At 54.6% G+C, this 15,042-nt stretch carries 10 protein-coding genes; 3 read left to right on the top strand and 7 right to left on the bottom strand.

The annotated features are described in order from the left end of the window. Positions 1-158 precede the first annotated feature (158 nt). On the top strand, positions 159-1,076 hold the full coding sequence (gene thpD / locus LG323_RS11570; RefSeq protein ID WP_404416274.1) for an ectoine hydroxylase: 918 nt from the start codon (positions 159-161) through the stop codon (positions 1,074-1,076). Positions 1,077-1,171: 95 nt separating this feature from the next. Here the strand turns inward: thpD and LG323_RS11565 are convergent, their stop codons facing one another. The 7 genes from LG323_RS11565 to LG323_RS11535 all read right to left on the bottom strand — a co-directional run bounded on the left by LG323_RS11565 (position 1,172) and on the right by LG323_RS11535 (position 10,546). Beyond that, positions 1,172-3,124 carry an acetoacetate--CoA ligase gene (locus LG323_RS11565; protein WP_404416271.1) on the bottom strand — a complete coding sequence of 651 codons (1,953 nt, stop codon included), beginning with the start codon at positions 3,122-3,124 and terminating at the stop codon, positions 1,172-1,174. A gap of 31 nt (positions 3,125-3,155) precedes the next feature. Further along, positions 3,156-5,003 (bottom strand): methyl-accepting chemotaxis protein, encoded by a 1,848-nt coding sequence (locus LG323_RS11560; protein ID WP_404416268.1) that lies wholly within the window; start codon positions 5,001-5,003, stop codon positions 3,156-3,158. A gap of 102 nt (positions 5,004-5,105) precedes the next feature. Further along, a complete protein-coding gene (locus tag LG323_RS11555; RefSeq protein WP_310697216.1) occupies positions 5,106-5,879 on the bottom strand; it encodes a 3-hydroxybutyrate dehydrogenase in 774 nt (257 codons plus the stop codon). A gap of 26 nt (positions 5,880-5,905) precedes the next feature. Continuing rightward, positions 5,906-7,246 carry a TRAP transporter large permease subunit gene (locus LG323_RS11550; protein WP_404416265.1) on the bottom strand — a complete coding sequence of 447 codons (1,341 nt, stop codon included), beginning with the start codon at positions 7,244-7,246 and terminating at the stop codon, positions 5,906-5,908. Next, positions 7,236-7,847 (bottom strand): TRAP transporter small permease subunit, encoded by a 612-nt coding sequence (locus tag LG323_RS11545; RefSeq protein ID WP_404416262.1) that lies wholly within the window; start codon positions 7,845-7,847, stop codon positions 7,236-7,238. The genes LG323_RS11550 and LG323_RS11545 overlap by 11 nt, the downstream gene beginning before the upstream one ends. Beyond that, positions 7,847-8,899 (bottom strand): TRAP transporter substrate-binding protein, encoded by a 1,053-nt coding sequence (locus tag LG323_RS11540; RefSeq protein ID WP_404416259.1) that lies wholly within the window; start codon positions 8,897-8,899, stop codon positions 7,847-7,849. The genes LG323_RS11545 and LG323_RS11540 overlap by 1 nt, the downstream gene beginning before the upstream one ends. Before the next feature lie 264 nt (positions 8,900-9,163). Next, entirely contained in the window at positions 9,164-10,546 is a 1,383-nt protein-coding gene (locus LG323_RS11535) for a sigma-54 interaction domain-containing protein (protein ID WP_404416256.1), read from the bottom strand. Positions 10,547-10,699: 153 nt separating this feature from the next. Here LG323_RS11535 and LG323_RS11530 point away from each other — a divergent pair, with 153 nt between their 5' ends. Then, positions 10,700-11,857, top strand: coding sequence for an efflux RND transporter periplasmic adaptor subunit (locus tag LG323_RS11530; RefSeq protein ID WP_404416253.1), 1,158 nt, complete (start codon positions 10,700-10,702; stop codon positions 11,855-11,857). Between the two features lie 3 nt (positions 11,858-11,860). Next, the gene (locus tag LG323_RS11525) at positions 11,861-14,989 is read left to right on the top strand and encodes an efflux RND transporter permease subunit (protein ID WP_404416250.1); all 3,129 of its coding nucleotides are present in this window, start codon (positions 11,861-11,863) and stop codon (positions 14,987-14,989) included. The last annotated feature ends 53 nt before the right edge of the window (positions 14,990-15,042 follow it).

The following is a 15,042-nucleotide window of genomic DNA, read 5'->3' as shown; positions in this document are numbered from 1 at the left end:
TTTTCATAGCCTACCCAGGCTCGAAACATTTTATACATAAAACACAACACTGAACGCCTATTTCAGCCAGGTCGATGACCCGTGTCTGTCTTTTGCGCTCAGCCCACTTATTTTTTTGGAGATTTTTGAATAACGACACAACCCAGGAGGTAGCAACTATGGATATGCAAGTTAAAGACCTTTACCCATCTCGCACCGGTGGCGAAGCCCGTTGGCTTCCCCGTATTGATCCTGTTGTCTGGGGTGATGATAAACAGCCATCCGAGTCCCCTGCCCTGAATCAGGAACAACTGAACGACTTCGATGAAAACGGCTTTCTTATTCTGGACGGGGCTGCCGAGGATCTGGTTGCTCCCATCCAGGAAGAATTGAAGGCCATGAAAGAGCGCCTTAAAGGCCGCGAAGAAATGGTCATTGAGCCAGACAGCGAAGAACTACGCTCCATCTTTCAGCCACACTTCTTCAGCGACTACATCCAGAAGGTGGCCCGTGACCCCAGAATGCTGAATATCGCCCGCCAACTGCTGGGTGATGATGTTTACCTTCACCAGTCCAGGGTCAACGTCAAGCCGGGCATGAAAGGCCGCTCCTTTCCCTGGCACTCAGACTTTGAAACCTGGCACGTGGAAGATGGTATGCCCCAGATGCGTGCCGTCACCGGCTGGATCATGCTGACTGAAAACGACCCTTTCAATGGGCCGCTTTTCCTAATCCCCGGCTCCCACAAACACTACCTGTCCTGTGCGGGCACCACGCCTGAAGACAACTACAAACAGTCCCTGCGCAAACAGGAAGCCGGCACGCCCAATGTTGAAAGCCTGGACTGGCTGATCAAGGAAGGCGGCGGCCTGGCCGGTGCCTTTGGCAAGCCTGGCACGATTGTTTTCCATGAATGCAACATCATGCACGGCTCACCAGACAACCTGGCCAGCTACCCGCGCACCAATCTCTTCTTTGTTTACAACAGCGTGAAAAATGTCTGCAAGGCACCTTTCAGTGGTCAAAAACCCCGGCCTTCTTTCCTGGCCAGCCGGGATACCACACCCCTGAAGCCTTTGGACAAACCACTGGGCTAACAAACTTCCAATCATGCCCACAAAAAAGACCGCTGAATCGAGGGAGTGGATTCAGCGGCCAAAACAGGCATCGGAGAACAACAAGCGTGTGAGAATCAGTCCTGGTTTAACTCCTCCAGCCTGGCAAACAACTCCAGAGCTTCGGGGTTGGCCAGGGCATCCTGGTTTTTCACCGGCCTGCCGTGGATGATTTCCCGCACGGCCAGCTCGACTATCTTGCCGGACAGGGTGCGGGGGATGTCCGCAACCTGGATGATCTTGGCGGGCACATGTCGGGGTGTGGTTTCCGCCCGAATGGTTTCCCGAATGCGTTTTTTCAATTCCTCCGTGAGTTCCTTGCCTTCTTTCAGGCGCACAAAGAGCACCACGCGCACATCATCTTTCCAATCCTGGCCAACGCACAGGGCTTCCAGCACTTCTTCGACTTTTTCCACCTGGCGGTAGATCTCCGCGGTACCAATGCGCACACCACCGGGATTCAGCACGGCATCCGAGCGGCCATGAATTATCAAACCGTCTTCGGGGGTGATTTCGGCATAGTCACCATGCGCCCAGACGTTATCAAAGCGATCAAAATAGGCCGCGTGGTAACGCTTCCCGCCTTCATCCTTCCAGAAGCCAATGGGCATGGAGGGGAAGGGTTGTACGCAGACCAACTCGCCTTTTTCACCCACCACGGGCTGGCCCTGATCGTTATAGACCTGAACATCCATGCCCAGGCCCCGGCATTGCAGCTGACCGCGATAGACAGGGCGAATCGGGCAGCCCAGGGCAAAGCAGGAGAGGATGTCGGTGCCACCGGAAATCGAAGCCAGCAGCAGGTCTTTCTTGATGTCCCGGTAGACATAATCAAAGGATTCATGGGAAAGCGGCGAGCCGGTGGACAGGATGGCTCTGAGTCTGGATAAATCGTGACTTTCACCCGGCTTGAGTCCGGCTTTTTCACAGGCGGCGATGTACTTGGCACTGGCACCAAAAACCGTCACACCTTCACGCTCGGCCATATCCCAGAGGGCCTTGGGTTCGGGAGCAAAAGGGGAGCCATCAAAGAGCACCAGGGAAGCCCCTACGGCCAGCCCCGAAACCAGCCAGTTCCACATCATCCAGCCGCAGGTGGTGTAGTAGAAGAGGGTGTCTTTATCCGTTAAGTCAGTATGCAGCTGGTGTTCTTTCAGGTGCTGCAACAAGGTGCCGCCTGCAGAATGAACAATGCACTTGGGCACGCCGGTGGTGCCCGAGGAGTACATGATGTAGAGGGGATGATCAAAAGGCAGTTCGGCAAAGTCGATTTCCCTGGCATCGGGAATGCGAAAATCATCCCAGAGAACCGCTTTGCTGATGGTACTGATGTCCGGGTGAGCCTCCAAAAAAGGAAAAACAACGACCTGTTGAAGATCCGGCAAAGCCTCGGCGATCTCGGCAACCTGGGCGCGACTGTCCAGACGCTTGCCATTGTAAAGATAACCATCGGTTGCAAAGAGCACCTTGGGCTCAATTTGCCCGAAACGATCCAGTACGCCATTAAAACCAAAATCCGGCGAGCAGGAGGACCAGATGGCGCCCAGACTGGCAGCCGCCAGCATGGCAATCAGGGCGTAGTGGCAGTTGGGCACAAAACCGGCGACACGATCGCCCGGGCCGACGCCCATTTTTTCCAGGGCCAGAGCAATCTGGGCGACTTGATCATAAAGTTCAGCATGGGTCAGGGAGGTGCGCTGACCGTCTTCACGCAGGGAAACCACCGCCTGACGATCATCACGAAAGCGCAACAGATTCTCGGCAAAATTCAATCGGGCTTCAGGAAACCAGCGGGCACCGGGCATCTGCTCGGGGTTTTCCAGAACCTGGCTGCCCTGATCGGAAGCCACCAGCCCGGAAAACTCCCAGACCAGCTCCCAGAACTCCTGGTTGTTTTCGATACTCCAGGCATAGAGGTCGGCGTAGTTGCTGATTTGTGTCTGGTAGCGTTGGTTCACCAGTGCCATGAAAGCATTGAGCTGACTGGCTTGTATGGATGAGGTTCCAGGAACCCACAAGGGCTGTTGCATGCTTCTCTCCTTTAAATCTGTGTCTTGTTTGTCATAGCTGAAAGCGTGCCAACCCCTCATTCAGGTGGTCAGCTTTTTCATGAAGTTCTTGGGTGAAGGTTAAAAGCTTCTCAACACGGGATTGCTGTTGCGTGACCAAACCGGCAACCTGCTCCATATCCGCTGCCATGCCCCCCGTGGTATCGGCCACTTCGGTTACCGAGTTCTTCACTTCGTTCATGCGTTGAGAAGAATCACTGCTGGCTTTTTGAATGCTGACCACCGCTTCCAGGGCTTCCCGCCCATGGCTGCGACCGGCGCTGACTTGCTCACGCGCCTGCTCAACAGAAGTGATGGTGCTTTGGGTATCTTTTTGAATCCCGCCGATCCGAGCATCAATATCCTGAGTCGCATCGGCTGTCTGTTCAGCCAGGGTGCGGATTTCATCAGCAACAACAGCAAAACCCCGCCCGGCATCACCCACACGGGCCGCTTCTATGGCTGCATTCAAAGCCAGCAGGTTGGTTTGTTCGGCAATACCGTTGATCAATTCCAGAACACCACCTATCTCCTCGGAATGACGCCCCAAGTGACCCACCTGCTCATCAATTTCCTGCATCTTGGCGGTAATGCTTTCCAGAACTTCAATCGCCTGCTGGATCACTTCACCCCCCTGATTGGCAGCCTGGTCGGTATGTCCGGCGGCAGCCTCAACATCACGCGCCGCTTCGGCCATCTGATCCGTTGTGGCATTGATTTCTTCCATCGAGGAAGCCAGCAGGTCACTGCGCCCCTGAAGTTGACGCCCGGCATCGCCCAGCCCGGAAATCTGTTCCTCCATGGCCGTGGCCATAGTGAGCAGTTGCTGATTGCTGGTGTTCAAATCACTGACCAGGCCGGCCAGGGCTTCCACCGTGCGATTGACACCGCTGGCCAACTGGTCGAATTCATCCCGACCACGGCCCGAGTCCAGGCGTTCACGCAGGTCACCCGCAGCCACTTTCTGCAGGAATTCCAGCAACTCGGCACTGCGACGGGTCAGGCGACGGGTGAGAAAAATCACTACGGCAGCCAATACAACGGTGATAGCCAGACCAGTGATCAACATCAGATGTTGTTGGTTCGATGCCTGGGCTTCGGCAGTCTGCTCGGCAGCTTGCAACTGGGAACCCGCTGTTTCACGCGCCTGCCGGTTGATCCCCTCAAGCAGTTGTTCGCGCTGGTTCATCAGATCTTCACTTTGCTGACGCAACTCCAAACGCTGGGCAATCAGTTGCTGACTGGAAACATCATAAGCCTGGATGGGCTCTGCAAAATCCTCATAAAAACCGATTCGCTCCAGATGCGCGACAAAAACTTCAATACCTTCACGCCAGGCCTGAATCGTGGCTTCACTGGGGCCAATAAAGAAATCCTTTTCCAGGTTGCGAACATCAGCAAAACGCGAGACCAATGCCGACAACCCAAACAGCTCTTCATTAAGATCCTCGGCTGCCCGGTTCAAGTCACCCTGAGCACCCAGGTTTGAGTCGAGACCAAAAGCAACTTGAGCAGCCAGGGTTTGGTCAAGCATCTCAAAAAAGGTTTCACTGAGCTGATAAAGCTCGGGGTTGTGCTCACCCAGCACAGTTTCGAGGCTTCCCGGCAACTCCTGCAAACGCTCTTGAAAGGCTGTTCGTTCGGTTTCAGCCAAATTTTCCCGCCACAGTTCCAATTGCAGGATTTCTGCTTCCAGCGTCAGCATATCCAGCCCACGATTGGCTGTTGCAGCCACATCTGAAAAGGCCCGCTTTTGCTGATTCAAGCCGTAGAGGCCGGTACTGACCAGTGTGATCAGTCCCGCAATCAGCAGGATCAAAAGCCCCCAGAGGGACTGTTTGAAAGTGAGGTTCAACAGCATAGATCACCTGTTTTTTGTTATTTTTGGGCACAGGAGTCCCTGGCTTGCCAGGGTCGCAACCCCGGCTGGCCAAACCTGAAATACTTGGGAATACTTTGGGGATTACTGGCAGGTATACCCGCCATCGATGACCACGGCCTGCCCGGTTATACCGCGGCCACGACCGCTGGCCAGGAAGAGGCAGTAATCAGCAATTTCACGCGGCTCCAGTAAGCGTCTTTGCGGAACCAGAGGGTAAATCACCTCTTCCAGAACCTTTTCCAGAGGAACCCCGCGAGTCTGAGCCAGGTCATTGAGCTGTCCTCGCACCATTTCAGTGTCCACATAACCCGGGCAAAGAGCATTGACAGTGATTCCATGCTCAGCCCCTTCCAGAGCGGCCACCTTGGTCAAACCGATCACTCCATGCTTGGCCGAGTTGTATCCGGCCTTGCCGGAAAACCCGACCAGGCCGTTGATGGAGGCCAGATTGATAATCCGCCCCCCCTGTTGTTTTTTCATGACCGGGAAAACCTGTTTGATGGTCAGAAAGGGGGCAACCAGCATAATATCCAGCAGCTGCCGGAATTTTTCAGAAGGAAACTCCTCCAGGGGTGCAACATGCTGCAGACCGGCATTATTGATGAGCACATCCAGGCCCCCAAACTGATCCACCACCTGTTTGATCGCTGTTTGCAAAGCCTCTTCGTGAGTGACGTCGCAGGTTAATCCGATTCGATCCCAGGCCTGACCACCCAAGCGATCCAAAGCCTGATCCAGCGCCACCTGATCCAGATCCAGAATGGCAACCTGGGCACCTTCTTCCAGAAAAGCCCGCGCCACCTCGAAACCGATTCCCTTGGCTGCTCCAGTAATGAGTACACGTTTGCCTGACATATAAGACCTCTTGATACTTGGTTTTTTTACAATAACCCTGGCAGCCACAGCACGAGAGCGGGGAAAACAATGCACAGGATCAGCCCGACCAGTTGCAACAAGACATAGGGAATGATGGATTTGTAAATCGTGGTGATTTCCACTTGTCCCTGGGTAATGCCTTTCAAATAAAAGAGGGCATAACCAAAAGGTGGCGTTAAAAAGCTGGTCTGCAGGTTCATCGCCATCAAGACCGCAAACCAGACCAGGGTGGCCTCGCTGCCCAGGCCAAAATCCATCAACTCAATCACGGGGAGCAGAATGGGCAGAACGACATAACTGATTTCTATCCATTCCAGAAAGAAGCCCAGGATAAAAATCACCAGCATGATGGCCAGCAAAAGCCCGTAGGAGCCAAGGCCTGTTGAACTCACCAGATCCATTATCATGTAATCACCGCCCAGGCGTTTGAAAATCAGGCTATAAGCCGTAGCGGTAATAACAATAAAGATAATCATGGCAGTGGTCTTGGCTGTGTCGTAGCAGACATCCCGCAGCGTCAGGTAATTGAGTTTGCGAGCCACAACAGCCAGAAAAAGGGCACCGACTGCACCTATGGCAGCGGCTTCGGTGGGCGTGGCAATACCCGCCATAATCGAGCCGAGTACTGCCACCATCAGAAAAACCGGCCCCAGCAGATCTCTGAGCAAAGCAATGAGCAAAGGAGTCGTGTCGGTGTCCAGAGCATCCGGATCCGCCAGAGGCATCCATTCCGGCCGTATACGCCCCATCACCAGCAGGTAAACAATGTACAGGCAGCCCAGCATCAAGCCGGGAATCAAAGCCGCCTTGAAAAGATCCCCCACGGACAGCTGCATGATGGAACCCATCAACACCAGCATGATTGAAGGGGGAATCAGAATGCCCAGGGTGCCGGAGGCGGCAATTACACCGCAGGCCATTTCCTGCTTGTAACCCTGGTTCAGCATGACCGGCAGGGCCAGCAATCCCAGCATGACAACGGAAGCCCCGACAATGCCGGTACTGGCTGCCATCACCACACCCAGAAGGGCTACAGAAATCGCCAAACCACCCCGCACCTGGCCAAAAAGCCTTTGCAGAGTCAGCAACAAGCGCCCGGCAACACCGGACTTTTCCAACATCAGCCCCATGAAGACAAACAGGGGAATGGCAATGTACAGCCAGTTTTCCAGAACACCACCATAGATGCGTGACCCCATCATGCCCAAAAAGGGAAAGGGAACATCACCTATAACGGCAAAAATAATGGCCAGGCCACCCAGAATAAAGGCCACGGGGTAGCCGGTAAAAATACCGGCAAAAAGAAAAACCACCATGAGAATGGGCAAGAGATACTCAGCGAACATGGTAAGGCTCCTTTTTGGCCAGCTCAGGGTCCAGCACGGCAGCCAGACTTTTCAGAATTCGTCCCACGGCATTCAGGGCCATAAAGATCAGGGCCAAAGGCAGGGCTCCCTTAATCAGAAAGCGCTCACCCAGTCCTCCAAAATTGGATTGCTCACCGGACATATAGCTCGTTTCCACCTGAGGCCAGTAAAGGTAGGCCACCACCAGACAAAAAGGCAGCAGGAAGATCAGGTGACCCATCAAATCAATTGCATGACACAAGCGGGGTGAAAACCGGTGATAAAAAATATCCACCCGCACATGACTGTTGGTGTGCAGGGCATAAGTGGAAGCAAAAAGCACAAAGATACCGTACAGATACCACTGCAATTCTGTTGCCGAGTTGATGGTGAAGGCTTTGCGAAAGAGAAAAACGGAGGTTTCCCAGCGCAGAAGCTCATTGATGCCCAGGGCATTCATAATGACGGTAAGCATGACAGCTACGATGACCGCCAGAATCAACCAGCTGGTCATGCGCCCCATCCAGATCCCGGCCCCAATAAGGGGCCGGGATGCCAGATCAAGGGCCGCCGCCACACGCAGGTGAACGGCGGCTTTCATTAGGGCAGCTCCTGAAGTTCATACCACTCTTCGATCAGCTTGGCATGAGCCATCAAAGACTCATAGGCTTCACGAAACTCGGGGTTTTCTTCCATTTCTGCAGCAACCACTTCCTGCCAGGCAGCTTCCAATTCCTGCAGGGTTTCATCATTGAAACGGCGCACTTCTATATCACTGCGTTCTTCCATTTTGCGCAGCGTCTGCACCTGTTTATGGGGGGCATCCGTCATCGACCAGGCCAGGGTGGAGCGGCAGGCAGTTTCAAACTGCTTTTGTTGCTGCTCGGTGTACTGGTTCCAGACGTCTTTGTTCATAATCAGGGAAAACCAGCTGGCTGACTGGTGCCAACCGGGGAAGTAGTAGTAGCTGGCAATATCCTCAAAACCCATGACTTCATCCACCTGAGGCACCGAGAACTCAGCGGCATCAATGCGTCCCCGCTCCAGGGCCAGGTAGATTTCACCACCGGGGATCAACTGGGTAGAAGCACCGAACTTGTTGAGTACTCTGGCCCCGAGGCCGGAAATACGAAAGCGCAGGCCATCAAAGTCTTCAACCGAGTTGATTTCCTGGTTATAGAAGCCGCCTGTTTCCTGGGGAGAAACAAAACAGGGCATGACCTTGATGTTGTAATCATCATACTGGGCCTGAATAAACTCTGTACCGCCCCCCGACCACATCCAGGAAGCAAAGGCTTCGGGAGTCGGGCCAAAAGGCAGAGCGCCATAGAGGTTAAGAAGTGGAATGGTGCCTGCCCAGTAACCCATCCAGTCCCAACCGGCATCCACAGAACCACTGGAAACCGCATTGAAGACTTCAAAAGGGGGTACCAGGTCGCCTGGCTCATAAACCCGGAACTTGATATCACCACCCGAGGCTACGGACAGCTCCTCACCCATGTATTTGGCACCGGCACCCAGAAAGTTGCTGGTATCAAATACGCTGGCGACATCAATTTGCTTGGGGCCTTCGGCCAGGGCTGTCGAGGAGACAGCCAGACAGCTTGCAGTTATTGCAGCACCGACAGCCGCTGCTAGGGGCTTCTTGATCATAAGTGTTACTCCACTTTTTTGTGTTTATTGTCTTTAGAGTGCACAACCGCCATGAACGGTTATCCAGGACACTATCAAGAAGCCTGCCAGTTTTTATAAACACCTATAAAACAGTAAGTTAGAAAAATACTTTACGTTAACGTAAAGGTCTGGACGCCTTTGGGGACAAACATTTTCCGAAATTTCGGAAAAATAACAGCCAAAAGGAGCAAAAGCCCATCGTATGGCGTTCGGTTTTTCGGAAGCCTTCCGATAATTCGGAATTCATTCCTCCAACAGGGGGCGATAACGGGCCAGCTTGTCGTAAAGGGTGGTTTTGCCAATACCCAGAACTCGGGCCGCCAGCTTGCGGTTTCCTTCACAGCTTCGCAGGGTTTCTTCCAGAATTGCTTTTTCAGCTTCAGCCAGGCGCTCCTTCAGGGTGCCTGAAAAGCTGGGCACCGGCAGGGATTCGCCCTGGGAAAGGGTCGCCGGAAGGGCATTCAAGGAGATTTTATGACCCTGACTGAGGTAAAAAGCACTTTCCAGGGCATTTTCCATTTCCCGTACATTGCCCGGCCAGGCGTATTCCAGCATGCGGGTCAGGGCCTGAGCCGTTAGCTTGGGTTGTCGTCTGCCGGTCCGGTTGGCCAGGCGCTGTAGAAAATGTTCGGCCAGGGCCGGAATATCCTCACGCCGCTCCCTGAGGGCCGGCAGTTCCAGAGAAACCACGTTAACCCGATAATAGAGGTCCTCACGAAACTCTCCTGCTTCCACCAACTTTTCCAGAGGCTGATGGGTTGCGGCGATTACCCGTACATCGACCTTGACCAAACGGTTGGAACCCACCGCTTCCACTTCCCTGTCCTGTAAAACCCGCAGCAGTTTCACCTGCATGGCCAGTGGCATATCACCGATTTCATCCAGAAACAGGGTGCCACCATCAGCCAGCTGGAACTTGCCCTGCTTGCCGCCTTTACGCGCTCCGGTGAAGGCACCCTCTTCATAACCAAACAGCTCCGCTTCCAGCAAATTTTCCGGTATCGCAGCACAATTGATTTTGATAAAGGGAGCCCTGGAGCGGTCGGATAAAAGATGCAAAGCATGGGCGTAAAGCTCTTTGCCAGTGCCCGATTCACCCCGAATCAGAACCGAAGCATCCCCGGCGGCCACTTTCTTGACCTTGTCATTGACCTGCTGGATACGTTGGCTGCGCCCGATCAGATCGTGCAACTCAAAGCGTGCACCCGTCTGTTCTTTATCCAGAGCTTTGCGGTAGAAATCCAACTCAGAAACCAGAGCCTTGATCTGCGTATTCATTTGCCGCCATTCATGAGTATCATGAAAAAGCACCGTACCCACGGCTCCCACCACTTCCCCCTGGTGGCGAATAGGGTAACGGTTGGCAATCATGTGGCGGCCCTTTATTTCCTGAAGGCGGGACACTTCCGGCTGGCCACTTTCTACCACCCGGTGCATCTGGGTGTTTTCAATCACATTGATGATGGGCTGACCATAAACCTCATCACGTTTAACCCCCAGAAACTGGGCGTAAGGCCGGTTCAAAAAAACAATGGCGGCCTGCTCATCCACAATGACCAGCCATTCATCCAAAGCATCCAGGGCTTCGGTGATCAAAAATGACGAAGTTGGCATCTTGTCTGTCATGGTCTTCTCTTTTTTGTTGGGACTGACATTACCGACAGACATTCTAACCTGAAGCCTGCTTGACGAATTAGACTAGCAAGTCTAAACTCGCCTCATTCATAAGCCCTCGATGGCCTTTTCCAGGCCAGTGACGAATTCTTCCGGAGAACCCGCATGTCTTTTGCTGCTCTAACCCGAAACAGCATCAAGCTGTCTTTTTTACTGCTTCCCCTGGTTTATCTGGCTGGCTGTGGTTCTGATGAGGCCAGCCAGGGTGCTCAGCAGCAGGGGCGACCGCCTGCCCCGGTGACCACGTCTGAAGTCAACTTCAGCAGCGTGGATGTCAGTGTTGATTACGCCGGTCGTGTCCGGGGTTCTCGCAATGTGGAAGTCCGTGCACGCGTGGGCGGTATTCTGGAAGAGCGCCTTTACGTTGAAGGCCAGGAAGTTGCCGAAGGCGCGTCTCTGTTTCGCATTGACCCCGAATCCTACGAAATTGCCCTGCAACTGGCAGAAGCCAATCGCGGCAATGCCCGGGCCAACCTGGATCAGGCAAAACGTGAATTGCGCCGGATTGCTGACCTGTATGAACGCAACTCCATCAGCCAGAGAGAAAGAGACCAGGCACAAACCCAGCTGGAGCTGGCTGAGTCCGGTCTGGCGCAGGCTGAAGCCGCTGTAGCCGATGCCCGCCGTAATCTCAGATACACCCAGGTTACAGCACCGATTTCCGGGATCACAGGCCTGGAAACCCTGTCTGAAGGCAGCCTGATAGACCGAGGCGCTCTTTTGACGAGCATCACCCAGAAAAACCCCGCTCACGTGCGCTTTTCACTGCCGGAAAATGATGCCTCCATCCAGCGTCTGGCCCGCCAGGCACGCTCGGAAGGCAACCAGGACAAACCCTATCAGGCTGATCTCGTCTTGCCGGACGGGCGTCTTTATGAGCAGCAGGGCCAAGTGGATTTCACCGACAGCAGCATTGATCCGCGCACGGGTACGGTATCCGCACGGGCAATCTTCCCCAACCCGGAAGGCGAGCTGATTCCCGGACAGTTTGTGCGCATTTCCCTGGTCTTGCAGAAGCTGGAAAATGTTGCCCTGATTGACCAGACCGCTGTGTCCGATGGCCCCAAGGGCCCCCAGGTTTTTCTCATCAATGCTGACAGCCAGGCAGAAGCCACACCTGTAGAGCTGGGCCCGGTTGTGGAAGGGAAGCAGGTCATCCTAAGTGGCCTGGAACCGGGCGATCAGTTGGTTGTGAACGGCCAGGTGGCTTTGCACCCAGGTGCCGATGTTCAGGCCACCAATGCCCCGGAGGGTGAGGAGTAAACCATGCTGCGCTTTTTTATTGATCGGCCGATTTTCTCATCGGTTATTTCCATTATTATTATCCTGGCCGGTGTGGCTGCTCTGCGAATTCTGCCGATTGAGCAGTATCCCAATGTCGCACCACCCCAGATTCAGGTTCAGGCCAACTATCCCGGTGCCAGCGCTGAAGTTTTAGCCGAGGCCGTTGCCGCTCCCCTGGAGCAAGAAATCAACGGTGTGGATAACATGCTTTACATGGAATCCACCAGCACGGATGCCGGGAGCTTGTCGATCACCCTGACCTTTGAAATGGGCACTGATCCCGATCAGGCAGCCATCAACGTCAACAACCGGGTGCAAAGTGCGCTACCCAAATTGCCACAGCGGGTGCGTGATCTGGGCGTGCGGGTTCAGGCGCGTTCCACGGACATCCTCCTGGTTTCGGTTCTCAATTCCCCAGATCGCTCTCGTGACCCCTTGTTCATCAGTAACTATGCCCTGTTGAATGTGATTGACGAACTGGTGCGCCTGCCGGGTGTGGGTGAAGCCAGCCTCTTCGGTGCCCAGGACTATGCCATGCGCATCTGGATACGTCCTGATAAGCTGGCCCAGTTTGATCTGACACCCGCCGATGTGGCGGTCGCTTTACGGGAACAGAATGCCCAGTTTGCGGCCGGACAACTGGGGGCCGAGCCTTCACCGGTTGACCAGGCTTTCACCTTTACCGTTGCAGCACCCGGCCAGCTGGCCAGTCCAGAGGAATTTGAAAACATCATTTTACGGGCCGACCAGGAAGGCGGCACCCTGCGCCTGGGTGATGTCGCCCGGGTTGAGCTGGGTTCCCAGCGTTATGACTTTTCCGCCACCTATAATGGCGAGCCGGCTGTTCCTCTGGCGGTTTACCTGCAACCCGGTGCCAATGCCCTGGACACAGCCGTGCTCGTCAGAGAGACTCTGGAAGACATTGCCGGGCGTTTTCCGGAAGGCCTAAGCTACAACATACCTTACGACACCACCGAGTTTGTGGAAATCTCCATACGTGAGGTCATTATCACCCTGCTGATTGCTGTTGTGCTGGTCATCGTGGTCACCTTCCTGTTCCTGCAGCATTTAAGGGCGACCCTGATTCCGGTGGCGGCTATTCCGGTTTCCTTGATCGGTACCTTTGCCGGTATGCAGGTGATGGGTTTCAGTATCAATATGCTGACCCTGTTCGGGCTGGTGCTGGCCATCGGCATCGTGGTCGACAATGCCATCATCGTGATGGAAAACGTCGAACGCCTCATGCATGAACAGGCCATGAAAGCCCGCGAAGCTTCCATTGAAACCATGCGCCAGGTATCCGGGGCGGTTATTTCCTCAACCCTGGTGCTGGTTGCTGTATTTGCGCCTGTGGCTTTTCTGGAAGGTCTGACCGGTGAGCTGTATCGCCAGTTTGCCGTCACCATTGCGGTTTCGGTAGTGGTCTCCGGCATTGTGGCTCTGACCCTGACTCCAGCGATGTGTGCTCTGCTGCTGGATAAAGAACCCAAAGAGCTGGCTGCTCCTTTCAAGCTTTTCAACAAAGGCTTCAATTGGATCACCAATGGCTTTGTGGCCTGCGTCAGCTTTTTACTCCGGCAGAGAACCCTGGGCGTGGCCTTGTTTATCGGCTTTGTGGTTGCAACTGTCCTCTTGATGCAGCGCCTCCCCAACGGCCTGGTTCCCCAGGAAGACCAGGGGGTTGCTCTGGTGGTGGGTCAGTTGCCTCCGGTTTCTGCCCTGCCACGAACCGAAGCAGTCCGGGATCAACTGGCTGCCCAGCTCGTCAGTCTTCCTGAAGTTCAGGAATTCACGGCCATGGCCGGGTTTGACATCATTGCCGGTTCTCTGCGCACCAATGCCCTGCTGGGTTTTGCCAACCTGACGGACTGGAGTGAGCGTACCCGTCCTGATCAACAGGCTTCCGCCCTGACCGGCAAAATCATGGGCATGGGCTTTGGCATTCAGGATGCCAATATTTTTGCCTTTACCCCACCACCCATTCAAGGGTTGTCTTTAACCGGTGGTGTGGAAGGCTATCTGCAGGTTCGTGAAGAGGCCACCACCCAGGAAATTCAGGGGCTGGCCAGCCGGATTGCCCAGGCAGCCAATGCCCGGCCTGAACTGACCAATGCCCGAACCACACTCGACACCAGTATTCCCCGCTACGAAGCCAAGCTGGATCGCGAGAAAACCAAAGCCTTGGGCGTATCCCTGGATCAGGTTTTTGCCGCCATGCAAAGCACCTTTGGCTCCATGTACGTCAATGACTTTTCTTATCTGGGACGTTTGTGGCAAGTGAGCATGCAATCCGAAGGGGATTTCCGCAGTCAGCCGGAAGATTTGCGCAAGGTGTTTGTGCGCTCGCAAACCGGAGAGCTGATCCCCCTGAGTTCACTGGTCACTCTGGAGCGCAGCAGCGGTGCCGACATTATCAATCGTTTCAATATCTACCCGGCGGCCAAACTGATGGCAGACCCGGCACCTGGATTCACCTCCGCTCAGGCCAAGGAAGCCCTGGAAGCCGTGGTTGCCGAGCAGGGGCAGAGCAAAGGTTCTCAGCTAGGCTGGATCGGTGAAGCCTTCCAACTGGATGCCGCAGGCAGTGCCGGAACGGCTGCTTTTGCCATGGGCTTATTGGCGGTATTCCTGATTCTTGCAGCCCAGTATGAACGCTGGACTCTCCCTCTGGCTGTGGCTTCTGCTGTACCCTTTGGGGTATTGGGTGCCGCCTTCTTTGCCTGGTTGCGCGGCTTCCCCAATGACATCTACTTCCAGGTGGGGTTATTGGTGCTGATCGGCCTGGCGGCCAAGAACGCTATCCTGATCGTGGAGTTTGCAGCCCAGAACCGCCGTGAAGGCATGACTTCCACAGACGCCGCCATTGCTGCTGCGCGCCAGCGTTTTCGCGCCATCATCATGACCGCCCTGACCTTCATCATCGGCACCCTGCCCCTGGTATTTGCCACCGGAGCCGGTGCGGCCAGTCGCCAGGAAATCGGTACTGTTGTGGTTGGGGGCATGATCTTTGCCAGTACCCTGGCACTGATCTTTGTGCCTCTGATGTACAAACTCTTTGATGATATGGCGACCTGGCGACTGGAGCGCAAGGCCCGCCGCAAAGCAGCCTAATAAAAGGCCTGAAAAAAAAGCCCGGCTCATCGCAACGATGGCCGGGCTTTTTT

Origin of the sequence: Marinospirillum sp., assembly GCF_044810985.1 — a bacterium.
Taxonomy (GTDB): Bacteria; Pseudomonadota; Gammaproteobacteria; order Pseudomonadales; family Halomonadaceae; genus Marinospirillum.
The sequence above is the reverse complement of the archived record's forward strand: the minus strand, read 5'-3'. Positions and strand labels throughout refer to the sequence as shown.